Annotated in this window: 20 protein-coding genes; 12 read left to right on the forward strand and 8 right to left on the reverse strand. The window is 71.4% G+C overall.

Features of this window, described 5'->3' with window-relative positions; all coding sequences use genetic code 11:
* Window positions 1-24: 24 nt before the first annotated feature.
* A complete protein-coding gene (locus tag AB0C35_RS09610; RefSeq protein WP_358452497.1) occupies window positions 25-873 on the reverse strand; it encodes a methyltransferase domain-containing protein in 849 nt (282 codons plus the stop codon).
* Window positions 874-1,080: 207 nt separating this feature from the next.
* Window positions 1,081-1,242, reverse strand: a complete 162-nt coding sequence (locus AB0C35_RS09615) for a hypothetical protein (RefSeq protein ID WP_358452499.1) — start codon at window positions 1,240-1,242, stop codon at window positions 1,081-1,083.
* 109 nt (window positions 1,243-1,351) lie between these two features.
* Between AB0C35_RS09615 and AB0C35_RS09620 the strand changes: the two genes are divergently transcribed.
* The 4 genes from AB0C35_RS09620 to AB0C35_RS09635 all read left to right on the forward strand — a co-directional run bounded on the left by AB0C35_RS09620 (window position 1,352) and on the right by AB0C35_RS09635 (window position 6,011).
* Window positions 1,352-1,753 (forward strand): hypothetical protein, encoded by a 402-nt coding sequence (locus AB0C35_RS09620; RefSeq protein ID WP_358452501.1) that lies wholly within the window; start codon window positions 1,352-1,354, stop codon window positions 1,751-1,753.
* Between the two features lie 83 nt (window positions 1,754-1,836).
* Window positions 1,837-3,873 carry an MDR family MFS transporter gene (locus AB0C35_RS09625; protein ID WP_358452503.1) on the forward strand — a complete coding sequence of 679 codons (2,037 nt, stop codon included), beginning with the start codon at window positions 1,837-1,839 and terminating at the stop codon, window positions 3,871-3,873.
* 110 nt (window positions 3,874-3,983) lie between these two features.
* A complete protein-coding gene (locus AB0C35_RS09630; RefSeq protein WP_358452505.1) occupies window positions 3,984-5,129 on the forward strand; it encodes an acetyl-CoA C-acetyltransferase in 1,146 nt (381 codons plus the stop codon).
* A gap of 102 nt (window positions 5,130-5,231) precedes the next feature.
* Window positions 5,232-6,011, forward strand: coding sequence for an enoyl-CoA hydratase-related protein (locus AB0C35_RS09635; protein WP_358452507.1), 780 nt, complete (start codon window positions 5,232-5,234; stop codon window positions 6,009-6,011).
* A gap of 38 nt (window positions 6,012-6,049) precedes the next feature.
* Here AB0C35_RS09635 and AB0C35_RS09640 read toward each other — a convergent pair whose 3' ends face one another.
* On the reverse strand, window positions 6,050-7,135 hold the full coding sequence (locus AB0C35_RS09640) for an RDD family protein (RefSeq protein WP_358452509.1): 1,086 nt from the start codon (window positions 7,133-7,135) through the stop codon (window positions 6,050-6,052).
* 72 nt (window positions 7,136-7,207) lie between these two features.
* On the opposite strand from AB0C35_RS09640, the gene AB0C35_RS09645 reads away from it, so the two are divergent.
* Window positions 7,208-8,203: a stage II sporulation protein M gene (locus AB0C35_RS09645; protein ID WP_358452511.1), complete on the forward strand. Its 996-nt coding sequence runs from the start codon at window positions 7,208-7,210 to the stop codon at window positions 8,201-8,203.
* Window positions 8,204-8,245: 42 nt separating this feature from the next.
* On the opposite strand, the gene AB0C35_RS09650 is transcribed toward AB0C35_RS09645, so the two are convergent.
* From AB0C35_RS09650 to AB0C35_RS09670, 5 genes are read right to left on the reverse strand one after another with little or no spacing between them, the layout of a single operon-like run.
* Window positions 8,246-9,538, reverse strand: coding sequence for a DUF58 domain-containing protein (locus AB0C35_RS09650; RefSeq protein WP_358452513.1), 1,293 nt, complete (start codon window positions 9,536-9,538; stop codon window positions 8,246-8,248).
* On the reverse strand, window positions 9,538-10,539 hold the full coding sequence (locus AB0C35_RS09655) for a MoxR family ATPase (RefSeq protein ID WP_358452904.1): 1,002 nt from the start codon (window positions 10,537-10,539) through the stop codon (window positions 9,538-9,540). The genes AB0C35_RS09650 and AB0C35_RS09655 overlap by 1 nt, the downstream gene beginning before the upstream one ends.
* 41 nt (window positions 10,540-10,580) lie before the next feature.
* Window positions 10,581-11,828: a DUF4350 domain-containing protein gene (locus AB0C35_RS09660; RefSeq protein ID WP_358452515.1), complete on the reverse strand. Its 1,248-nt coding sequence runs from the start codon at window positions 11,826-11,828 to the stop codon at window positions 10,581-10,583.
* A complete protein-coding gene (locus tag AB0C35_RS09665) occupies window positions 11,822-12,538 on the reverse strand; it encodes a DUF4129 domain-containing protein (protein ID WP_358452517.1) in 717 nt (238 codons plus the stop codon). Before AB0C35_RS09665 ends, AB0C35_RS09660 begins: the two co-directional genes overlap by 7 nt.
* Entirely contained in the window at window positions 12,535-13,650 is a 1,116-nt protein-coding gene (locus tag AB0C35_RS09670) for a hypothetical protein (protein WP_358452519.1), read from the reverse strand. The genes AB0C35_RS09665 and AB0C35_RS09670 overlap by 4 nt, the downstream gene beginning before the upstream one ends.
* Before the next feature lie 436 nt (window positions 13,651-14,086).
* On the opposite strand from AB0C35_RS09670, the gene mtrA reads away from it, so the two are divergent.
* From mtrA to AB0C35_RS09705, 7 genes are all read left to right on the forward strand, one after another.
* Entirely contained in the window at window positions 14,087-14,764 is a 678-nt protein-coding gene (gene mtrA / locus AB0C35_RS09675) for an MtrAB system response regulator MtrA (RefSeq protein WP_358452528.1), read from the forward strand.
* A 148-nt stretch (window positions 14,765-14,912) separates the two neighbouring features.
* Entirely contained in the window at window positions 14,913-16,538 is a 1,626-nt protein-coding gene (mtrB, locus tag AB0C35_RS09680) for an MtrAB system histidine kinase MtrB (RefSeq protein ID WP_358452530.1), read from the forward strand.
* Window positions 16,535-18,307: an LpqB family beta-propeller domain-containing protein gene (locus tag AB0C35_RS09685; protein WP_358452532.1), complete on the forward strand. Its 1,773-nt coding sequence runs from the start codon at window positions 16,535-16,537 to the stop codon at window positions 18,305-18,307. The genes mtrB and AB0C35_RS09685 overlap by 4 nt, the downstream gene beginning before the upstream one ends.
* A gap of 263 nt (window positions 18,308-18,570) precedes the next feature.
* Window positions 18,571-19,326, forward strand: coding sequence for a phosphoribosyltransferase family protein (locus AB0C35_RS09690; RefSeq protein ID WP_358452534.1), 756 nt, complete (start codon window positions 18,571-18,573; stop codon window positions 19,324-19,326).
* A gap of 711 nt (window positions 19,327-20,037) precedes the next feature.
* On the forward strand, window positions 20,038-20,694 hold the full coding sequence (gene raiA, locus AB0C35_RS09695) for a ribosome-associated translation inhibitor RaiA (protein ID WP_358452536.1): 657 nt from the start codon (window positions 20,038-20,040) through the stop codon (window positions 20,692-20,694).
* A 479-nt stretch (window positions 20,695-21,173) separates the two neighbouring features.
* Window positions 21,174-21,830: a response regulator transcription factor gene (locus AB0C35_RS09700; RefSeq protein WP_358452905.1), complete on the forward strand. Its 657-nt coding sequence runs from the start codon at window positions 21,174-21,176 to the stop codon at window positions 21,828-21,830.
* Between the two features lie 55 nt (window positions 21,831-21,885).
* A complete protein-coding gene (locus AB0C35_RS09705; protein ID WP_358452538.1) occupies window positions 21,886-23,298 on the forward strand; it encodes a crosslink repair DNA glycosylase YcaQ family protein in 1,413 nt (470 codons plus the stop codon).
* Window positions 23,299-23,371 lie beyond the last annotated feature (73 nt).

Below are 23,371 nucleotides of genomic sequence, written 5' to 3' on the forward strand. Positions count from 1 at the left end.
GGCGCGTCGCGGATGAACGTGCGTTCAGGGTATGGGTTCGGCGGCCACGTGAGCCCACGACTGCGTGAACCAGAGTTCGCCGCTGATGATGCGCGGTTTCGCGCCGGTGCGCGGGCCGCCGTCGACCTCGTCGGTGAGGGCGTCGCGGATGCGGTCGGCCGTCGCGTCGTCGCAGGACCCGGCGAGCCACGGCTCCACGGGACGTTCCACGGTGAACACGTCGAGGCGGCGGATGCTCCCGCCCGCCGAGGTGATCATCTCGGTGAGGCGGGCGATGGACGGCGTCCCGGGATGGTCGGGATCGCGGAGCCGCTGGATGCGGTCCCGGTCGGGCCCGGCGAGGTTGCCGCGGACCAGATCGGCGATGATCACGCGTCCGCCGGGCCGGCACACCCGCAGCAGCTCGCGCAGCACGGGATCGGGGTCGCCCAGGTTGTAGAGCGAGAACCGGGCCGTCACCAGGGAGAACGCGTTGTCCCTGTACGGCAGCGCGGTGGCGTCCGCCTTGATCGTGGTCTGGTCCGGCCCGACCGGATGCGGCCGTCGGTCCTCGCGCGTCGCGGACGCCGGCGGCGGGTCGTCTCCGGTGATCCGGACGGGGCCCGTCCCGAACTCCACCGTGGACGTCCGCCCGTGCGCCCCGCGCGTGTCGCGTGCGCCGGGTGCGCCTTGCGCGTGCGCGGGCGCGGGCATCGCGTCCACGGCGGTCACATGGCGCACCTGCGGGCCGAGCGCGGCGGGCATCGGGCCGTGGCCGCGCGCGATGTCCAGGCACACGTCGTCGCGGGCGGGTTCGACGAACTCCAGCAGCCGCCGCAGATGCGGGGCGATCGTGCCGCCGGACTCCTGGATCGCGGTCGCGGGATGCGGCACTGGTTCTCCCTCGGCTCGGGCCGGCTTCGCCGGGCGGGGTGTCGCTCGCGTCCGCCGCGCGAGGCCAGGGCCCGGGGGCCGGGGGCACCCGGACGATCCGGGTGACTCACGTCTGCCTCGGCGGGGGCGTCGAACGGGCGTGAAGCCGGTTTCGCCAGTTATGACTCACGGTCGAGGCAGTAAGTTCGGCACCCGCCGCACACAAATTCAGGTGTTCAGGTACTGCCCGTACAGCGCCAGCACGACCAGGACGAACACGGTGATCACCGCGATCCGGGTCGGCATGGGCAACCGGAGACGCACCGCGGCCCAGCGCACGCAGAACGCGGCGAGCAGTGACACGACGACGAGGCTGAGGATGCCTTCCATGGCCACCTTCATGTGTCGGGGGAGAGTGCCGCCTCCCTGAACGATAGACGTGTAAGGAAAGGGTTACCCGCGGGTTCGGTCCGGGCGGGGCACCGATAACCTCGCCCTTGTGGCAGATGCGAAGGAAACAGACGGCCGGGACCGGCTCGACGGCATGATGACCAATCTGGCGCGCGGGCGGGTCGCCCTCGGCCTCGCGGCGCTCGCCGCGCCCAGGCTGACCGTGAAGGCCATGGGCATGGGCGGCGGCGCCGACCCGGGCCGCGACTACATGGTCCGGATGTTCGCCGCGCGGGAGATCGCGCTCGGCGCCGGGTACCTGCTCAGCGGCGACGACTCCGGGCGGCGGCTGTGGGCGCGGCTCGGCCTCGCCGTCGACTCCCTCGACGTCATGAGCGGCATGAAGACCCGTCCGGGTCTGCCGCTGTGGGCCACGGCAGGCGCCGTGGGCGTCGCCGGGAGCGCGGCGGCGCTCGGGGCGGCGAAGGTCGCCCGCGACATCATGGGCTGACCCGGCCGGTCGCCGGGCGGGTGATCCCGTCCGGCTCATGGGTAGACCCTTCCCGTTCGCGTACGACGGCGGGGGGCGGCGGCATGACGGCGGGGGCGGTGGCGCAGGACGAGGAGGCCATGCCCAAGGGCAGGGACCTGTACGTCGTCCTCGGCGCCCTCATGCTGGCCATGCTGCTCGCCGCGCTGGACCAGACGATCGTGTCGACGGCGCTGCCCACGATCGTCAGCGACCTCGGCGGGCTCAACCACCTGGCCTGGGTCGTGACGGCGTACCTGCTCGCCGCGACGGCCTCGACGCCGCTGTGGGGGAAGCTCGGCGACCAGTACGGGCGCAAGCGGCTGTTCCAGACGTCGATCGTGATCTTCCTGGCCGGGTCGGCGCTGTGCGGCCTCGCGCGGGACATGACGGAGCTGATCGTGTTCCGCGGCGTGCAGGGGCTCGGCGGCGGCGGGCTGATGGTCCTCGCCGTCGCGATCGTCGGGGAGGTGGTGCCGCCGCGTGAACGCGGCCGCTACCAGGGGCTGTTCGGCGCCGTCTTCGGCGTGGCGAGCGTGTGCGGCCCGCTGCTCGGCGGCTGGTTCGTCGACAACCTGTCGTGGCACTGGGTGTTCTACATCAACGTGCCCATCGGCATCGTGGCGCTGCTGGTCGTCGCGGCGGTGCTGCCCGCGACGGGGGAGCGCGAACGGCACCGCATCGACTACCTGGGGACACTGCTGATCGTCGGCTGGGCCGTCGGCCTGGTGCTGGCGACGACGTGGGGCGGGACGCGCTACGACTGGGTCTCCGCGCCGATCATCGGGCTCGTCGCGGCGTCCGCCGTCCTGATCGGGGTGTGGGTGCTCGTCGAGCGCCGCGCCGCCGAGCCGATCATGCCGCCGCGGCTGCTGGCCGACTCGGTGTTCTCGCTCGGCTCGGCGATCAGCTTCGCGGTCGGCTTCGCGATGTTCGGCGCGCTGACGTTCCTGCCGATCTTCCTGCAGGTGGTGCACGGCGTCTCGCCCACGCTGTCCGGGGTGCACCTGCTGCCGATGATGCTCGGCATGCTCCTCAGCTCGATCGGCTCCGGGCAGCTGATCAGCCGGTTCGGCCGCTACAAGATCTTCCCGGTGGCCGGCACCCCGATCATCGCGCTGGCGCTGTACCTGTGCTCCCGGCTGGACGAGAACGCGTCGACCCTGTCGATGAGCCTGCGGTTCGCGCTGCTCGGCTTCGGGCTCGGCCTGGTCATGCAGGTGCTCGTGATCGCCGTCCAGAACGCCGTGTCGTACCGGGACCTCGGCGCCGTCACGTCCGGTGTCACGTTCTTCCGGCAGATCGGCGGGTCGTTCGGCGTCGCGGTGTTCGGCTCGGTCTTCAGCAACCGGCTCGCCGCCCACGTGGAGGACCTGGCGCCTGTCCTGCCCCCTGGCTTCGACCCCTCGGCCGTCCAGGGCAACCCTGAACTGCTCGACCGGTACCCCGCCGAGGTGAGGCAGGACGTCCTGCACGCCTATGCGCAGTCGATCGACTCGGTGTTCCTGTTGGCCGTCCCAGTGGCGGCGGTCGCGTTCGTGCTGACGTGGTTCCTGCGTGAGGTTCCGCTCCGCGAGACGTCGCGGACGCGCGACTATGGCGAGGGCTTCGGTGCGGCGCCGACCGTCCGCTCGTCCAGGCACGAGATGGAGCGGGCGTTGAGCGAACTCATGCGCAAGGACCCGAAGGCGCTCGAACTCTACGAGCGGCTGGGCGCGCGGTCCGGGGTCGAGCTCCCGGCCGGGAGCGTCTGGGCGCTGTGCAGGATCGCCAAGGACAGGACGGTCACGGGCCGGGACCTCGCCGAACGCGCCGGCGTCGCGATCGAACACGGCCGCCCCTACGTCGACCGGCTCGTCGACGCGGGCTACGTCCGGCGCCTGGACGGAACGCTCTCCATCACCGATTCCGGCCAGGTCGTCGCCGAGCGGCTCTTCACCGCGCGCCGCGAGGGCCTGACCCGCCATGTGGAGGGCTGGTCGCCCGAGGAGCACCCGGAGTTGGCGGACATCCTCGCCAGGCTCGCGGAGGCGTCCCTCGGGGACGAGGCGGACGGCCAGATCCTCCGCCCCGGCCCGGACCCGGCCGCGGACCGCGCATAGAGTGCCCGAGACTCAGCTCACATGGCGTTGCGTCGCGAGCGATGTAATCTCATACTGACTGACCGAATCTCACTCGGTTTCGGGACGGAACCCCAAAATTTGGAGGCGTAGTGGCCGAGGCGTACATCGTCGGCGCGGTCCGTACCCCCGTCGGTACCAAGAAGGGCGCCCTGAAGGACGTCCACCCCGCCGACCTCGGGGCCCACGTGCTCAAGGAGCTCGTCAACCGCACCGGCGTCGACCCCTCCGCGGTCGAAGACAACATCATGGGCTGTGTCATGCAGGTCGGCCCGCAGTCCCTCGACATCGCGCGCACCGCGTGGCTGTCGGCGGGCCTGCCGGACACCGTGCCCGGCGTGACCATCGACCGGCAGTGCGGATCGTCCCAGCAGGCGATCCACTTCGCCGCGCAGGGCGTCCTGTCCGGCACCCAGGACCTCGTCGTCGCGTCCGGCGTCGAGCAGATGGCGATCGTCCCGATGGGCTCCTCCGTCGCGATGGCCATGGAGAAGGGCATGCCCTTCCCGTACGGCGACGGCTGGGCCGAGCGGTACGGCCAGCAGGAGATCTCCCAGTTCCGCGGCGCGCAGCTGATGTGCGAGAAGTGGGGCTTCAAGCGCCAGGACCTCGAAGAGTTCGCTCTCGAAAGCCACCAGCGCGCCAGCAAGGCCATCGACGCCGGCTACTACGACCGGGAGATCGCCCCGATCGCCGGCCTGTCCAAGGACGAGGGCGCCCGCCCCGACACCACGCTGGAGAAGATGGCGGGCCTGAAGCCCCTCCGCGAGGGCTGGGACATCACCGCCGCCGTCGCCTCGCAGATCTCCGTCGGCGCGTCCGCGCTGCTCATCGCGTCCGAAGAGGCCGTCAAGCAGCACAACCTGACGCCCCGCGCCCGCATCCACACCCTCGCCGTGGTCGGCTCGGACCCGGTCTACATGCTGACCGGCCCGATCCCCGCCACCGAGAAGGCCCTCTCCCGCGGCGGCCTGAAGGTCGACGACATCGACGTCTTCGAGGTGAACGAGGCGTTCGCCCCGGTCCCGATGGCCTGGGCCAAGGACACCGGCGCGTCCCTGGAGAAGACCAACCCCAACGGCGGCGCGATCGCCCTCGGCCACCCGCTCGGCGCCACCGGCGGCATCCTGATGACCAAGCTGCTGCACGAGCTGGAGCGCACCGGCACCCGCTACGGCCTCCAGACCATGTGCGAGGGCGGCGGCCAGGCCAACGCCACGATCATCGAGCGCGTTTAGGATCGCTTCGCGAACTGCCCCTTGGTGCGTCGCCTCCGGCTCACTCCAAGGGGCAGTCGACGCGCTCGCCGGTGGTCGCGCGGCTGGAGGAAGGGCGAAGGCATGTACGAAACGATCCTGTACGAGGTCGCGGATCAGGTCGCCCGGATCACCTTGAACCGGCCCGAGGCGCGCAACGCCCTCAACGACCGGATGACGGACGAGCTCCTGGACGCGTTCGGCCGCGCCAAGACCGACTCCGACGTCCGCGTCATCGTCCTGACCGGCTCGGGCGACCGGGCGTTCTGCGCGGGCGCCGACCTCGGCGGGCTGGGCGAGAAGGGTCTCGCCGCCCCCGACGCGATTCGCGAGAGCGCGCCGTTCCGCCTGTTCACCGCGTTCCCGAAACTCGGCAAGCCGATCATCGCCCGCCTCGCCGGACACGCCGTCGCGGGCGGCCTGGGCCTCGCCGCCGCCTGCGACCTCGTGATCGCCGCCGACGACGTCAAGCTCGCCACTCCCGAGGTCAACGTCGGCCTCTGGCCCATGATGATCATGGCGATCATCAACCGGAACGTCGCCCCGAAGCACGCCTTCAAGCTCTACTACACGGGCTCCCGCATCACCGCCGCCGAGGGCCGCGACATCGGCCTGGTCACCGAGGTCGTCCCCCGCGCGTCGCTGGACGCCCGCGTCGACGAACTCGCCGGTGTCATCGCGTCCAAGAGCCCGCTCGGCCTGCGCCGGGGCCGCGACGCCTTCTTCGCCATCGAAGGCCGCCCCCTGGAAGACCAGGTGGCCCACCTGCTGGGCGAACTCGTCGAACTGGCCGCCACCGAAGACGCCAAGGAAGGCATCACGGCGTTCCTGGAGAACCGCCCCCCGGACTTCCAGGGCCGCTGACGACCGCGCGGCCAACCATCCGGGTACGGGCCCACGCCTCAGCGGTCGGGCGGGTACGGGTTGTGCGGGGCCCCTGGGGGCGGGTACGGGCCGTTCGGCGGCGGGCCGCCTGCCGGGTAGGGACCCGTCGGGTACGGGCCGCCGGCGGGCGGACGAGGGGCGTTCAGGACGTTCTGGTACGGCCCGGCGCCATAGTTGGGCGGGGGCAGGAACTGCGGCTGCCCGGGAGCGGGCGCGCTGAACGGCGGCGGCGCTGGCGGGCCCTGCCGCGCCGGGCCGGCCGGCGGAGGCCCGGCCGCCGCCATGGCCGGGACGGGCGCCGCGGCGGTGGCGGGGGCCCAGGCCGTCCAGCCGAAGCGCTGCATGCGGCGGGCGCGGCGCTGGGCCAGCCGCCACTCCTCGCGGTGGCGGCGCTCGGCGAGGACGGCCGACAGCAGGATCTCCGGGCGCACGCCCGGCGGCGGGGGCGGGCTCACCACCGCGACGACCTGCGACGCGATCCGCTGCCCCAGCGAGTCGCGGACCTCCGGCAGCAGCTCCCAGAAACGCGACAGGTACTGCCGCGCCGTCATCGCCAGCTCGTCCGACAGCATCGACAGCTCCAGCGAGCGGGCCCACCAGGCGAGCTGCGGTGGCATCACCGCCAAGGGGGTGAAGTACGCCGACTGGGCCCGGTCCTGGATGACGATCGTCCCGGCGAACAGGTCCCCGAGCCGCTTGCCGCGCCGGTTGCAGAACGAGGTGATCAGCGCGGGCGAGCCGTAGAGCGTCCAGAACTCGATGACCCCGGCCAGCGCCCGCACGAGGGCCTGCCGGAACCGGATCGGCCCGCCGTCGTCGGCGACGACCCGGAGCCCGACGGCCATCTTCCCCAGCGTCCGGCCCCGCGTCAGCGTCTCGAACACGCACGGATAGCCGACCAGGACGGCGATGACGGCGAGCAGGGTCAGCCCGACCGTCCACGCTTCGTCCGCGACGAGCGCCGTCATCGCCGTCAGGTAGACCGCGATGTTGAGCAGCACCAGCTGGAGGATCAGGTCGAGCAGCATGGCGCAGCCACGGCTGGCCAGGCGCGCGACGCGGATGTCGAGCGCGACGGCCTCGCCGGTGACGAGTTCAGCCATGTCCTGATCCTCCGATTGCCTGGGGTGGGTCCATTTTGCCGGTTCGCTAGGTGAAGACGTTAGTCTCCCTGGGTGGACGTCGACGCCTATGTGGCCGCGCACAACGCCGAGTGGCAGCGCCTTGAGTGGCTCATCAACCGCGGCCGCAGGCTGACCGGCGCGGAAGCCGACGAACTGGTCGAGCTTTACCAGCGGACGGCGACCCACCTGTCGGTCGTCCGGTCGAGTTCACCCGACCCCCAGCTTGTAGGACGCCTGTCGTCGCTCGTGGCGCGGGGCAGGGCGGCGGTGGCCGGCGCGCAGGCGCCGCTCTGGCGCGACGTCACCCGGTTCGCGACGGTGTCGTTCCCGGCGGCCGCGTACCGGATGCGGTGGTGGTGGCTCGGCAGCGCGGTCCTCGGCAACCTGGTGTCGCTGGCCCTGGCGATCTGGGTCGTGCACAGCCCCGAAGTGCAGGCGAGCATCGGCACACCGGACGAGATCCGCGAACTGGTCGAGAACGACTTCGCGAACTATTACACCGAGCATTCGGCGGCGTCGTTCGCGTTCCAGGTCTGGATCAACAATGCCTGGGTGTCGGCGATCGCGCTGATATTCGGCATCCTGCTCGGCATCCCGACGGTGTACGTGCTGCTGCTGAACCAGATCAACCTCGGCCTGACCGGCGGCCTGATGTTCGCCTACGGCAAGGGCGACGTGTTCTTCGGGCTGATCCTCCCGCACGGCCTGCTGGAACTCACCGCCGTCTACCTGGCCTGCGCGGGGGGCCTGAAACTCGGCTGGACGATCATCGATCCGGGTCCGCGCCGGCGGGGGCAGGCGCTCGCCGAGGAGGGACGCGCCGCCGTCAGCATCGCCATCGGCCTCGTCGCCGTCCTGCTGGTGTCCGGCCTCATCGAGGGATTCGTCACCGGCTGGGTGCACGTCACCTGGCTGCGCATCGGCATCGGCGTCGTCGCCGAGGCCGTGTTCCTCGGCTACGTGATCGTCCTCGGCCGCCGCGCCACCCGCCAGGGCGAAACAGGCGACGCAGACCTCCGCCCCGACCTCGCCCCGGTAGCCGGCTGACCGGGGCGCCCGGCGGGCCAGCCGGGTGTCGGACGTCCGGGGTCAGAGTCGGCCTGCCGCCTTGAGGGCGAGGTAGGCGTCGGCGAGGGCGGGGGCGATCTCCTCGGGTGGGGCGTCCACCACCTCGACGCCGTGCCCGCGGAGCTCGGCGGTGAGGCGGCGGCGTTCGGCGCGGGCGCGTTCGGCGGCGGCCGCGTCGTACACCGACGCGAGGTCGCCGCGTCCCGCCGCCATCTCCCCGACCCGCGGATCCGACACCGCGGCGATCATGACGAGGTGCCGGGCGGTGAGCTGCGGCAGCAGCGGCAGCAGGCCCTCCTCCATCGCGGCGGTGTTCAGCTCGGTGAGCAGGACGACCAGGCACCGCTGCCGGACGCGCGCCATCAGCGTCGACACCATCCCGGCGGCGTCGCACTCGATCAGCTCCGGCTCCAGCGGCGCGAGGGCGTGCACCATCGCGGGCAGCAGGTCCGTGCGGGACGCGCCCTCGACGCGGGTGCGGACGCGGCGGTCGTAGGCGAGCAGGTCGACGCGGTCGCCGGCGCGGGACGCGAGGGCGCCGAGCAGCATCGCCGCGTCCATCGAGCAGTCGAGCCGGGGGATGTCGCCGACACGGCCCGCGGACGTGCGGCCGGTGTCGAGCACCAGGTAGATCCGCCGGTCGCGCTCGGGACGCCACGTCCGGACGACGACGTCGTTGCGGCGTGCCGTGGCCCGCCAGTCGATGGACCGGACGTCGTCGCCGTCCACGTACTCGCGCAGCGAGTCGAACTCGGTTCCCTGCCCGCGGATCAGGGCCACGTGCGCGCCGGTCAGCTCACGCAGCCGCGCGAGCTTGGACGGAAGGTGGCGGCGCGACGGAAACGCCGGCAGGGCACGGACCGTCCAGGGCGCGGGACGGGAAAGCTGCCGCGCGGCCAGCCCGAGCGGTCCGACAGAGCGGACCACGACGGTGACGGCCTTCCGGTCACCGCGGCGGGTCGGCGTCAACGTCATCTCGACGCGGCGTCGTTCCCCTGCGGGGACGTGCACCTTGACCGTGCGGGGCGTGGCACCGGCGCTGGGCGGCCACACGTCCCGCAGGCGGGCCTTGAGGCGCCGCCGCCCGAGGTTCTCCACGATCAGCGACACCTTGGCCGTCTCACCGAGACGGACGTTGGTGTCGCCCGCGCGGTGGAAGCGCAGCGCCCGGACGTTCCCGGCGAGCGCGAGGTCGGCGACGACGCCGAGCAGCAGGACGCCCCACACCGCGAACAGCGTCCACCAGCTCGGCGCCAGCAGCGGGACGAGCGCGCCGAGCAGCGCCAGCAGGCCCAGGCGTCCGGTCAGCGCCATCAGCGCGGGGCGGGGACGTGGGCGAGGATGCCCTCCAGCACGCCGTCGGCCGTCGCGCCCTCCAGCTCCGCCTCGGGACGAAGCTGGACGCGGTGCCGCAGCGTCGGCCTGGCCAGCGCCTTCACGTCGTCCGGCGTCACGTAGTCGCGGCCCGACAGCCAGGCCCAGGCGCGGGACGTGGCCAGCAGCGCCGTCGCACCACGCGGGGAGACGCCGAGCTGGAGCGACGGGGACTGCCGGGTGGCGCGGCACAGGTCGACGACGTACGCGGCGACCTTGGGGTCGAGGTGGATGGCCCTGACCGCGGCCCGTCCGGCGGCGAGTTCGTCCGCACCCGCGACGGCCTGGACCTCCGACAGGTCACGCGGGTCGAAACCGGCCGCGTGCCGCTGAATCATGGAGATCTCCTCGTCCCGGGTGGGGACGGGCACGGTCAGCTTGACCAGGAACCGGTCGAGCTGGGCCTCGGGCAGGGGGTAGGTGCCCTCGTACTCGATCGGGTTCTGCGTCGCGCACACCACGAACGGGTCGGGCAGAGCGCGCGCGGCGCCCTCCACCGAAACCTGCCGTTCCTCCATGGCCTCCAAGAGCGATGCCTGCGTCTTCGGCGGCGTCCGGTTGATCTCGTCGGCGAGGAGGAGGTTGGTGAAGACGGGACCCTCGCGGAACTCGAACTCCGCGGTCCGGGTGTCGTAGATCAGCGATCCGGTCACGTCGCCGGGCATCAGGTCAGGGGTGAACTGGACGCGCTTGAAATCCAGGTCGAGGGCGCGTGAAAGCGTCTTGATGAGCAGCGTCTTCGCCGTCCCTGGGACGCCCTCCAGCAGCACGTGGCCGCGGCAGAGCAACGCGATGACCAGACCGGTCACGACGGAGTCCTGACCGACGACCGTCTTGGCGATCTCACCGCGCAGCGCCGTGAGCGCTTTGCGGGCCGTCTCGGCCTGCCGCCGTGTCTCCTCTGACAGCCCGCTCGGCGGAGTGCCGCTCACGGCGCCCATGCCACCGGGCACGTCGTCCTTCCCTAGCTCCACTGGGTGGTTCAAGACTGGCGTACCTGCCTTTCCAGGTCGTCGAGGACGTCGCTGAGGGCGATGAGCCCCGCGTCGTCCAAGGGTTCAGGACCGTACAGGGCCGCGCCGACGTACGTCTCGTCGTAGGGCGAGCGGTGCGCGACCGCCGAGACGATCTCCTGCGCGGCGGCGGGATCCTGCGCGCTGCTTCGGGGGAGTCCGAGCAGCGGGACGAGACGTTCGCGCGCCCCCGAGCGCAGCGCGTCGGAGGCCCGGTCGCGGGCGTGCCCGGCGCGGTAGAGGCGGGCGCGTCCCTCGACCGTCTCGGCGGAGCGCACGACGACCGGCAGCGCCTCCGCCACGACCGGGCCGAGGCGGCGGCCCCGCCACAGGGCGACCAGCAGCACCGTGACGAGCAGCTGCAGCATGAGCAGCTTGACGCCGAACGGCAGCAGATCACCGAGCGACTGCTGCCCGGCGCCCGCGCCGTCCTCCGGCATGTCGGGGACGAGCCAGACGACCGAGGAGTTCGTACCGTCGCCGGTCGTGCCGAGCAGGTTCATCGCCAGCGCCGCGTTGCCCTCCTCGGTGAGGCGCTCGTTCGTCAGCGGCGAGGCGGAGCCCAGCACGGTGACGGTGTTGCCGACGTTCTGCACCTGGACGACCCTGGACCCGCCGTACTCGGTCTTGTAACACTCCGTGACGGATCCGGTCACGTCGTACGTCTCCGACTCGTGGAGGGCGACCGGGCCCGCGAGCGTGGCGGCCTGCAGCGAACAGCCCGGCTCGTCGGCGTCCTCGAAGGTCGCGCCGTCCTTGCGCACGCGCGGGGCCAGCTCGGCCAGCGTGAACGACGTGGGCCGGACGAGCAGCAGATCGACCTGCGCGACGGACAGGAGGCTCAGCTCCTCGCTGGTGAGCCGCTCGCTGCGGGTCACCACCATGACCGTCCCGGGGGCGGACTGCCGGACGGCGTCGTCCACGTGCCTGGCCACCGACACCGGCGTCCCGTTCTGCCGCACGATCTCCGCGAGCGCCCTGCTGCCGTCCTGCTTCGGCGAGGTCGGGTCGAGCGCCTGCGGCGACGTCGAGGGCCGCAGCGCCGCCAGGATCACCGCGATCACGACCATCGCGAGCATCACCGCGACCACGCCGCGGGCCGACCGCCAGCGGCGCCCGGCGACCTGCCGCGCGGACGGCTCCGTGCCCTGCCCGCCCTGCCCGCCTTGCCCGCCCTGCCCGGCCGGTGCGCTCTGCGGCGGGGTCTGCGTCACCATCGCGGGCCTCCGTCCTCGCCGGCTCCGGCGAGCGTGAGGTCGTCGTCCTCCAGCGGTTTCGGCCGTGCCGCCCGCAGCCTGTCGTCCAGGTCCCTGACCCGCGCGTACCCGTCGGCGGTGCCGGGACGGTCGCCGTACCAGACGTCGTCGAAGATCCGCACGCCGGCGCGCAGGTCGTCGGCCAGCTCGGGCACGGCCTCGCCCGCCTCGGCGGCCAGCTCGTCGGCGGTACGTCCCGGCCGCGCCGACAGCACCGCGCGCTCCTCGAGATCGCGGGCTATGGCGCGGAGCCGTTCGCGGATCGCCTCGGCCCACTGCCCGGCCGCCGCGTGCCGTTCCGCCGCGTCCCGGTGGTCGAGCGCCGTCGACGGCTCGTCGTCCAGCAGCGGGTCGGCCCGGGAGCGCGGGTTCCAGCGACCCCGCATCAGCCACGCGACCAGCGCGATCGCGATGAGGACGATGAGGACGATGACGGCGATCGACACCCAGCCGCCGCCGCTGCCCTGCGCCTGCGGCTGGGCCGTCTGGCTGAACAGGTCCTGCAGCCATTCGGAGAAGTCGTCCCAGGCGCGTTCCAGCCAGGACGGCTTGTCGCGCTGGTAGATCTGCTTCTCCAGCTCACGGCGGGCCATCTCGCGGGCCTCGTCACGGCCGACCGGATCGAGCGACACCGCGGACATGGAGGAGGACAAGGCTGTGAGCACGGTCATGGATTCGCCCCCGTCTCCGGACGTGCCGGCGGCGGGCCGGTCCGCCACAGGTCGATGAAGCCCTCATCCCGGTCGATGCCGTCGCGGTCGAGGTAGTCCTGGTCGAGGCCGTCGCGGCCGCCGGCGGCCCGGCCTTGCCGCCCCGCCGAGATGGCGGCCGCGGAACGTCCCCTGGTGCGCAGCTCCAGATCGAAGCCTTCGCGGCGCATCCGCCGGTCCATGTAGAGCAGCGCGATCACGCCGGCGTCGAACGGCAGCACCACCGACCAGCTCACGATCCGCCCGAGCGTGTCCACGGCGAGCGCGGCCATCGTCGAATCCGTACCGGACGAGTCACCGAAGAAGACCAGCTGCACGAACAGGAACGGGATCCGCAACGCGAAAAAGCCCATGAAGACCGTGACGAGCAAAGCCAGCAGAAGCGTCCCGCACGTCCGGAACCAGCGGCCCTTGGAAAGCGTCACCGCCCGGCGAAGCGCGCCCCCGACGGTCTGCCGCTCCATGACGACCGCGGGGACGGCCAAGACGAACAGGAGATAAAGCCACACCATCAGCCCGACGCCGAGGGGGAAGCCCAAAATCCCGGCGGGCACGATGAACCCGGGATTCGCGTCGGCGGCGATCAGGAGGAAGAACGGCACGACCGGCAGGACCAGCGCGGCCATCGAGATGCCCATGACGGCCGCGGAGGTGGCCACCAGCCTGCCAAGCCTCGGACGGGCGTCCCGCCACGCCTGCTTGGGCGCGATCGGCATGCCCACCAGCTCACGGCCCAGAATCGGTGCCAGCAATCCCGACAGCAGCAAAATTCCGAACGCCGACAGCACGAGGCCCAGAAACGTCAGCGTGAGCTGCGCGCCGAGCGACTCCATCAGCACTTCCGGGGTGACCTCGTCACGCGCCTCGTCGCCGATGAAGAAATACGCGGCGACCGAACTGGCCACCTGGATCACCGTGCTGATCGCCACCGACAGCCCGAGCGACGTGCGCGGACGGCGGCGGATCCCGGCGATCGCGCCGTCCAGCATCTCCGAGATGGACATGGGGCGGAACGGGACGCCCTGCACGTCGAGTGCGTCCGCGTCGTCGTCCCAGCCGTCCGGTCCCGGCATCTCGGCTCCTGCGATCTCTGGCGAGGGTGTGCCCGGCGTGTCCCGGGCCCCCCGGGCCTCGGCAGCGACCGCCGGTCAGGTCATCCTGTCACGGGCGCGGTGCCCCCATTGCCGTCACCGGTCCGGAGCGTGTTGATCTGGGGTACTACGGTGTGTGCTCACGCCGAATCGCGCCGGTCGCGGGCGGCCTTGCGCGGGTTTCGCGAGTCGCCCCTACAATTCCGTGCCGCCCCTCGGATCCCGGGAGAGCCATGGACGACGCAAACGCGGGTAACCTGGCACGCCAAGGCATATCTCTCCCTGGCGAGGTGGGGGCGGAGCATCGCGCCGCCGAGTACCTTTCATCCGATCTATCGCGAGAGCCGGCACCTGTCAGCCCTGGTGAGGACGAAAAGCACTCACTCCACCGAACCCCGACTTTGTGACGATGAGGGCCATGAGAGGACGTGTACTGGTCGTCGACGACGATCTCGCGCTCGCCGAGATGCTCGGCATCGTGCTGAGGGGCGAGGGCTTCGAGCCCTCGTTCGTCCACGACGGCGACAAGGCGCTCGAGGCGTTCCGGGAGACCCGGCCGGACCTCGTGCTGCTCGACCTGATGCTGCCGGGGGCCGACGGCATCGACGTCTGCCGCCAGATCCGTGCCGAGTCCGGCGTGCCGATCGTCATGCTGACCGCCAAGAGCGACACCGTGGACGTCGTCCTCGGCCTGGAGTCGGGTGCCGACGACTACATCGTCAAGCCGTTCAAGCCCAAGGAGCTGGTGGCGCGCGTACGCGCGCGTCTGCGGCGCACCGACGAACCGGCGCCGGAGACCCTGCAGATCGGGGACATCACCATCGACGTCGCCGGCCACTCGGTCAAGCGCGTCGACCGGCACATCCCGCTGACGCCGCTGGAGTTCGACCTGCTCGTGGCCCTGGCTCGCAAGCCCCGCCAGGTGTTCACCCGCGAGGTCCTGCTCGAACAGGTCTGGGGCTACCGGCACGCCGCCGATACGCGCCTGGTCAACGTGCATGTGCAGCGCCTCCGCGCCAAGATCGAGAAGGACCCCGAACGTCCCGAGATAGTCGTCACCGTCCGCGGCGTCGGCTACAAGGCGGGACCGGCCTGACCGCGGCCGGTCCCCGTGACCTCCGCGTTTCCCTGACCCGCTGTATCCGCTGTATCCCCCGTGACACGCCGATGACCGTCGAGCACTCTCCCGGAAAGCCGCGCTTTCCATGGCCACACCGCTTCGCGGGCCTCTCATGAACACCGACATGAAGAGGGTGAAGCGGTCCGTCCGGCGTGCGCTGGGCGCGGTTCAGCGTGCCCTTCGGGGCGCCGCCCGCAGCGGCTACACGCGCTGGCGGCGGTCGATCCAGGTACGTGTCGTCACGTCCACGCTGTTCATTTCGGCGATCGTGGTGGTGATCCTGGGCGCGTTCCTGATGCAGCAGGTGTCGTCGGCGCTCATGGACGGGAAGGTCAAGGCGGCACGCCTCCAGCTGGACGACGGCCTGGCGCAGGTACAGCGAGACCTGGGCAACTCGCCGGGGGACGACAGCAGGCTCAACACCACGATCGACCGGCTGAAGTCCCGCAGCGGCCCGTCCGGGCTGTACGAGGTCTACATCCGCGACACCACGGAACAGTACTTCGACGGGTACACGACCAATGAACTGCGTCAGGAGAGCGTCCCACCACGGCTTCGCGAAGAACTGAAGAACGCGCCTGCGGGAACGCGCGCCTACACCTACGGCCAGCTTTCCTATGTCGGTGACCGTCCGTCGGAGAGCGGCCTCATCGTGGGAGGCAAGACAGGCCAGTTCGAGCTCTACTATCTGTTCCCGCTAGAGGAGGAACAGCGGACCCTGACCAATGTGGGGCGGTCCCTGGCGGGTGTCGGCATCGTGCTGGTGCTGCTCTTGGCCGCGATCGCCTCGCTGGTGACGCGCCAGGTCGTCATACCTGTGCGGCTCGCCGCGCAGGGCGCGCAGAGGCTCGCCGCCGGACGGCTCGAAGAACGCATGAGAGTCCGCGGCGAGGACGATCTCGCGCGCCTCGCCCGCTCGTTCAACGAAATGGCCGCCAACCTGCAAGAAAAGATCGGCGAACTGGAAGACCTTTCCCAGGTGCAGCGCCAGTTCGTCTCGGACGTCTCCCACGAACTGCGCACGCCCCTGACCACCATCAGGATCGCCGCGGACATGCTCTACGAGAACCGCGACAGCTTCGGCGACCCCTCCGTGGGACGCTCCGCGGAACTGCTGCAGAGCCAGTTGGAGCGGTTCGAGTCCCTCCTGGCGGACCTGCTGGAGATCAGCCGGCACGACGCGGGCGCGGCGACCCTGGACGCCGAGTCCCTCGACATGCGCGACCTCGTCCTGCGGGTCGTGGGCGACATCCAAGGGCTGTCCGAACGCAAGGGCAGCAAGCTCGTCCTGCAACTGCCCGGCGAGCCGTGCATGGCCGAGGTCGACCGCCGCCGCGTCGAACGCATCCTGCGCAATCTGCTCGTCAACGCCGTCGAGCACGGCGACGGCGAGGACATCGTCGTGTCCGTCGCCGCCGACCGCGACGCCGTGGCCGTCGCCGTGCGCGACCACGGGGTCGGGCTCAAGCCGGGGGAGGGGCAGATGGTCTTCGACCGCTTCTGGCGCGCCGACCCAGCCCGCGCCCGCACCACCGGCGGCACCGGTCTCGGCCTGTCGATCTCCCGGGAGGACGCGCAACTGCACGGCGGGTGGCTGCAGGCGTGGGGAGAGCCCGGCGTGGGCTCCCAGTTCCGCCTCTCGCTGCCTCGCGCGGCCGGGGCCGAACTCCGGGGCTCGCCGCTCCCGCTCGTCCCTCCAGGGGCCGGTGACGCCCGCCCGCTGTTCGCGGAACTGGAGGTCCAGGAGTGACCGGACGGATCACCTGCCTCCTGATGACCGCCGCCCTCGTCCTCGGCGGCGCCGGATGCGCGGCCGTGCCGAGCGGCGGGCAGGTCGTGACGGGCGAACCCGCCGAACGCGTCGACGACCCCTACGTCCGGCTGATCCCGGTGGAGCCGCACCCCGAATGGGGCCCCGCCCAGATCGTCTCCGGGTTCCTCGCCGCGTCCGCGAGCTTCGACGACAACCACAAGGTCGCCAAGCTCTACCTCAGCAAGCAGAACACCTGGAACCCCGGGCTGCGCCCCTCCGTGACCGTCCTGTCGAGCCGCATCACCGACCCGCAGGTCATCAAGTCGTCCGATACCCAGGCGACGGTCAGGGTCACCGGTGAGGAACTCGGCACCATCTCCACCGACGGCCAGTACACCGCGTCACCGAAGGAACTCGACGCCACGTTCCAACTCGCCAAGACCCAGCAGGGCCTCTGGCGCATCACCAGCCTGCCCGGCGACGAGAGAACCGGCCTTCTGCTCACCAACGACGACGTCGAACGCGCCATGCGCACCGTCAACCTGTTCTACTTCGCGCCAGACCGGCACACCCTCGTCCCGAACGGCATCTTCCTGCCCGTCGTGAACCGGCAAAGCCTGCCGACCCAACTCGTCCAGGCCCTCCTGACCGGCCCCACCTCGTGGCTCAACGGCGCCGTCCAGACCGCCTTCCCCAAGGACACCCGCCTGAAGCGCAGCGTCCGGGTCGAAAAGGAGGTCGCCACCATCGACCTCACCAAGGAGGCCCGCGGCGGCAATATCGAGCGGATGTCGGCACAGCTCAGCTGGACGATGCGGCAGCTCTCAGAGATCAAGCGGTGGCGGCTGCAGATCGACGGCGAGACCGTCACGCCCGACGGCATGGACTCCACCCAGCCCGTCCACGCATGGGAGGTCAACTCCCCCGACGGGCAGGTCTCGCACGACGAATCCCACCAGAACGCCTACGTCGTCGGCCCGTCCGGCTTCCTCGGCCTCCTGGAGGGCGACCGCGCCCAGCCGGTCGTGACCGGCCAGGCCGGGCGGCTGTCCCGCCCCGCCGTCTCCCCCGACTACCAGGAGGTCGCCGGGCTGAGCGCCGAAGCCGACCAGGTCCTCGTCGCCGCCCCCGTCACCGGCACGCCCGCCCCCCGCGTCCTGCTGACCGCACGCGAGGGCGCCCGCTTCACCGCCCCGTCCTGGAGCCGCGACGGCACCCTGTGGGTCGTGGAGAGCAAGGAGGACGCGTCCTGGCTCTGGGTGCGCCGGCGCGGCAAGCCGCCCGTCCGCGCCGCCCACTGGGGTCTCGGCGGCCGCGAGGTCCTGGAGTTCCACGTCGCCCGCGACGGCGTCCGCGCCGCCGTCATCGCCCGCGTGGACGGCCGTCCCCAAGTGCAGATCGGCCGCATCGTCCGGGCCCCCGACGGCTCCCTGGACGTCGGCTCGTTCCTGCCCGTGAGCTCGGAACTGCAGGACGCCATCGACCTCGCCTGGCGCGACTACAACACCCTCGCCGTCCTCGGCCGCGCCAAACGCGACTCGCAGACCCTCCCGTTCCTGATGCCGATCAGCGGCAGCGCCATCACGTCCCTGGGCGTCGGCTCCCTGGGCGAACCCCGCACGATCGCCGCCGCCCCCGGCGCCCCGATCCTCATCGGCACCCGCTCGTCCGGCAAGGACCAGATCTGCCGCCAGCGTTCCCCGAGCAACTCCTACAGCCCCTGGATCTGCCCGACCCCCGCAAAGGACCCCAGCTACCCCCGCTAGCCGTAGTTGCCCATGATCTTGATGACACCTGACCGATAGGTCTTTGATCAGCAAGAAGACCTCCTGGCGTAGTGGAGTTTCGCCGACTTCTCCGCCCCCTGGCGGCCCCGCCTGGCCCGCGTGAGCTCGGCGGAGCGAGTCGGCGGTGGGACGAGTCGGCGGTGGGGCAAGTCGGCGGTGGGGCAAGTCGGCGGCGGGACCTGGTTATCCACAGGTACGCGAATGCGGGACGTGTGCCGGGCCGTGGCCGCATCGTCGAGGTCATGAACTTCATCGCCGACCTGATCGACTTGATCCTCCCCGAACACTGCGCCGGGTGCGGCGGGGCGCCCGTCCTGCTGTGCGACGCCTGCGCGATGCCTCTGCGAGGGCCTGCAAGGCCCGCGAGGACCACGCTGGGCGGCCTGCCTCCCCCGTGGACGGTCGCCGCCTACGAGGGCCCCCTGCGGGCGATCCTGGCCGCCTACAAGGAACACGGCCGCACGGCTCTCACCGCCCCGCTCGGTGAGGCCCTCGCCACGGCCGTCCGCGCGGCCCTGGCACCGCACCTCGCCCCCGACGCCCGCGACGAAGACCAGGGCGTGAAACGGTCCCGGCGAGCGGCCGCGCACAGCGACCGCGCGTTCCACCTGGGGCATGACCCGCCGGTCGTGGTGTGGGTGCCGTCGAGGCGCGGTGCCGTTCGGCGGCGCGGCCACGACGCCCTGAGAGGGGTGGTGGAGGTTGCGGTGCGGCGGCTGCACACCGCGGGTGTGCCCGTGATCGGCGTGGACGCCCTGAAGCAGCGCGGGCGGGTCGCCGACCAGGCCGCGCTGACTGCGGCACAGCGCACCGCCAACCTGCAGGGAGCCCTCGAAGTCAAACCCGGCGCCGGGGTCGCGGGCCGCCGGATCGTGCTGGTGGACGACGTGGTCACGACCGGTGCCTCGCTCACCGATGCGGCCAGGGCGCTGCGCGCGGCGGGAGCCGAACCGCTGGCCGCCGCCACCATCGCGGCGACCCCCCGCCGCCGCCGCTGACTCTCACACGGACGGCGGGGGAGGGGTGACTTTCTTCACGTTCGGGAGAGGAGGCGGCAGGTAGTTACGTGGAGTAGCTGGGCGATGTCCGGCTTATTGGGGCTTGATGGGTTATTCGGGTCACACCTCACCATGAGGGGAGTAGAGATTCATCAAACTCACCGGCGGGCCAGTTCGATCTGACCTGCGCGGGTATCGGCAGCGCAACTGCCGCGCACACGGGGGTTCACGGCATGTGATGGGACGTCCGTGAGGCGGCGGGGGTACCCGCTGCGGCAGTCTCCGATGACGGTCAGTGAGTTTTTCCTCCGTCCACCCTCCTGACATTCATGGCGTAAGGGGTTAGCGTTCCTGACATGGCACCCGCCCGGGTCCGTGGTTGCGTCGGATCGCAGTGCTCGTCAGGAGCACGACAGGCGGTCCGGCTAGCCGATGCCAGGCGCAGGCGAAACGGCCCACGTAAGGCGACTTCTCGTCGACCGATCACGGTGCGCCTTAGAGGTAAGTCCTGCCCCGCCGGGGGATCCGACATCCCCCGAACAGGGAGAAGGGCAGTAGTGGCGAGAGCGCCGCGAGCCCCTCAGCAGGCGGATGTGGGGACGAAGACCAGGTCGGCCGGGCGGGTGCGACCCACCGTCCTGTGGTGCCCGTCCGGGGCAGTCAGGGATCCCGGACCGGGCCGATCCGCAACCGGGAGAAGGGGGGTCCCGCGTGAACATCACCGTGAGGGGCCGGCACACCGAGGTCAACGACAGGTTCCGTCGGCACGTCGACAACAAACTGGCCAAGATCGAGCGGCTCGACCAGAAGGTCATCCGCGTGGACGTGGAGGTGTCCGAGGAACATAACCCGCGGCTCGCCGATCAGCGCGAAAGGGTCGAGCTCACGATCCGCTCCCGTGGCCCGGTGATCCGGGCCGAGGCCGCCGCCGACGACCGCTACGGAGCCCTGGACCTGGCGCTGGACAAGCTGGAGTCGCGCCTGCGCCGCGACTCCGAGCGGCGCAAGGGACACAGCGGCAAGGGCCGCGCCAAGCTCGCGACGATGGAACCGCTCCCCGACACCCTCCCGGAACCGGTCCCCGAACCCCCGGTGGCCGTCCCGGAGTCCGCCGAGGCCGAGGCCGAGCCGGTGAAGGTCTCGCCGGACGAGAACCTCGTCCCGATCCCCATGGACGGCGACGGCCCCCTCGTCGTCCGCGAGAAGTTCCACAAGGCCGAGCCGATGGGCATCGAGCAGGCCCTCTTGGAGATGGAGCTCGTCGGCCACGACTTTTTCCTGTACCGCGACAAGGCCAGCGGGCACCCCTCGGTCGTATACCGGAGGAGAGGCTGGGACTACGGAGTCATCAGGCTCGTCGAAGAGTGATGCGGCACTCGCGTCACGTCACCACCCGAACCATGTAATGATCTGAAAAGGCGTACCTGCCGATCCGCGGACGCGGTGGTCCCGGGGGGATCCGGTACGGCGCGAGCGCCGCTCGGCCGCCGTTCCGGGCCCGTCCGGTCACCGCCCCGCGGCGGCACGTCCCGCGGGGCCCCGGACTCGCGGCGACCGGCCCCGGGAACCTCCCGGGCCGCACAACAGTTGCACCCGGGGACACCCCGGCCCGAAATCCCCCGGGTTCACCCCCGGACCCCGTAGGTTCCCGGGAACGACCCGTCGGAGAGCAACCCTCCGGTAGTTCCAGATCGCTGAATAGTGAAGGGGGGAAGCGGCGTCTCCTCCACGCCGCGACTCTGGTGAGCGAGAATCCCGAGGCTCGCGACGCCGCGGCGGTACCCCGTCAAGCCGGCGCCGCCCCCGCCGGCCGGGAGGCGGCACAGCCGGCCGGAGCGGCCGATCCGATCCGTGTGCTCATCGTCGACGACCATGCGCTGTTCCGCAGAGGCCTGGAGATGGTCCTGCAAGGCGAGGACGACATCGAGGTCATCGGTGAGGGCGGCGACGGGCACGAGGCCGTCCAGATGGCCGGCGACCTGCTGCCGGACGTCGTCCTGATGGACATCAGGATGCCGCGCCGCAGCGGCATCGAGGCGTGCACCGCCATCAAGGACGCCGCGCCCAGCGCGAAGATCGTCATGCTGACCATCAGCGACGAGGAGGAGGACCTCTTCGAGGCGATCAAGGCCGGGGCCAGCGGCTACCTGCTGAAGGAGATCTCCATCGACGAGGTCCCCCAGGCGGTCCGCGCCGTGTTCGGCGGGCAGTCGCTGATAAGCCCGTCGATGGCGTCCAAGCTCATCACCGAGTTCGCCGCGCTCGCGAAGCGCAGCGAGGAGCGCACCCAGCAGGTCCCCGCGCCGCGCCTCACCGAACGCGAGATGGAGGTGCTGCGGCTCGTCGCCCGCGGTCTCGGCAACCGGGAGATCGCACGCGAGCTGTTCATCTCCGAGAACACCGTGAAGAACCACGTCCGCAACATCCTGGAGAAGCTCCAGCTCCACTCGCGGATGGAGGCCGTCGTCTACGCCGTCCGGGAGAAGCTCCTGGAGATCACCTGAGCCCGATGCGACCGGCAATCGGCTTTTGTCGGTGTTGTGTCGTAGCATCGCCGACGTGGTAGAGCTCAGCGCGGACGAAGCACGGCGGCTCCAGTTGCGCGCCCAGGGATTCCTGGGCGCGCCCCCCAAGGGCGGCGTACCGGCGATGCTGGAACGGCTCGGCGCCGTCCAGCTCGACACGATCTCGGTCCTGGCCAGATCCCACGAACTGGTCCCCTACGCACGCCTGGGCCCGGTCGGCCGCGACACCATCGAAGCCGCCTACTGGGCCGACGGCACGTCAGGCAACGGCGCGTCCCGGCCGGCGGCTTCCCGGCAAGGGGTTCCCGAGCCGGGGGCTTCCGCGCCGGGGGTTTCCAGGCCGGGGGTTTCCAGGCCGGGGGTCTCCGCGCAGGGGGCTTCCGCGCAGGGGGTTTCCAGGCAGGGGGCTTCCGGGCAGGGGGCTTCCGGGCAAGGGGCTTCCGGGCAAGGGGTTTCCAGGCAGAGGGTTTCCCGGCAGGGGGCTTCCGGGCCCAGGGCGTTCGAGTACTGGGCGCATGCGGCGTCCGTGCTGCCCATGCGCGACTGGCCGCTCTTCGCCTTCCGCCGGCGCGCCTACCTGCGGCGCGGGTGGCGCTGGCACAAGGTGCCCGAGGGTGTCTGCGACCAGATCCGCGACCGCCTGAAGGCGGACGGGCCGCTGACCACCAGGGAACTCGGCGGCGCCAAGGCGAGCGCCGAGTGGTGGGACTGGAGCGACCACAAGATCGGCATCGAGTGGCTGCTGGACATCGGCGAGGTCGTCTGCGTCGAACGCGTCGGGTGGCGCCGCGTCTACGACCTCGCCGAACGGGCCGTCCCGCCCGACCTTCTCGCCCAGGACCCCGACGACGACGCCTGCCTGACGGCCCTCGTCGCGCGAGCGGGGCGTGCCCTGGGCGTAGCGACACGCGGAGACCTCGCCGACTACTACCGGATCAAGCAGGACCAGGTGGAACGGGTGATCGAGGGAACCGGGCTCGTTCCGGTCACGGTCGCCGGGTGGTCCCAGCGGGCCTGGGCCGACCCTGACGCGCTGGCCGCCACGCCGCGCGGCAGGCACGTCACCACCCTGCTCTCGCCGTTCGACTCCCTCGTCTGGGACAGGGCCCGCGCTTCCCGCGTGTTCGGCTTCGACCACCGCCTGGAGGCCTACGTCCCCAAGGCCAAGCGCGTCCACGGCTACTTCGCGATGCCGCTCCTGGCCGGCGGCCGCCTCCTCGGACGAGTCGACCCCGCCAGAGAGGGACGCACCCTCATCGCCCGCCAGGCGTCGTTGGAACCCTGGGCCACCCGCACGCCGTCCCGCACGGAAACCTCGGCCGCCGCCCTCGCCACGGCCCTATGGCGCGCCGCCGCCTGGGTCGGCTGCGACGACGTCCGGATCGAGCGAACCGACCTGCCCCCCGCCCTGATCCAGTCCGCCCTGAACGCCACCACCCCTACCTGACCCAAGCCCCGGCCCATCCAGGCCACGTCCCGGGGCAAGACCCACCCAAGCCAGCAGACCCGCCCAAGCCAGC

Source organism: Spirillospora sp. NPDC048819 (assembly GCF_040650055.1).
In the GTDB taxonomy this organism is placed as follows: Bacteria; Actinomycetota; Actinomycetes; order Streptosporangiales; family Streptosporangiaceae; genus Spirillospora.